1 pseudogene is annotated in these 530 nt (G+C 67.5%); it reads right to left on the bottom strand.

The annotated features are described in order from the left end of the window. Positions 1-530: pseudogene (locus ODJ79_RS46715) on the bottom strand (flagellin); the annotation flags it as partial.

Genomic DNA, 530 nt, shown 5'->3' with positions numbered 1-530 from the left:
AGCTGCCACCGGTCGCCACCAAAGTTCCCGCGGTGAGGTTGATGCCCAGGCCCTTGATGTTGCCCAGAGCGGGGGTGGTGGTGGTGTCGGCTGCACCCGTGAGCACGTTGTTGGTGTCGGTGATCGCGAAGGCGCCGGCTCCGCTCATGCTGAACGTGGTGACGTTGCTGCTGTCGGTCCTCGCCGTCATGGTGACCTCGTTGCCCTGGAAGCCGTTCTGCTTGAGGGCGGTCGAGATGGCCGAGTTGACGACCTTGGCCACGTCCTGCGGCGTCGATCCGGCGGCGATGTCGCCCGCTTTGATGTTGACGGTGATCGCACTGCCGAGGGTCTGGCCGGCGACCTGGGTGAGGTTGAATGCCCAGGCCCCGGTGAGCTGGGTGCCGGCCCCAGCGGCCTGGCCGCCGATGGCCGCGACCGTCGTGCCCGTACCGGTCTGCTGCGTGGCGCCGAAGGTGCCGTCGAGCAGCTTCTGCTTGCCGAAGGAGGTGGTGCTGCCGATGCGGTCGAGCTCCTGGTTGAGCTGCGAT

This window comes from Actinoplanes sp. KI2 (assembly GCF_025630775.1).
Classification (GTDB): Bacteria; Actinomycetota; Actinomycetes; order Mycobacteriales; family Micromonosporaceae; genus Actinoplanes.
The sequence above is the reverse complement of the archived record's forward strand: the minus strand, read 5'-3'. Positions and strand labels throughout refer to the sequence as shown.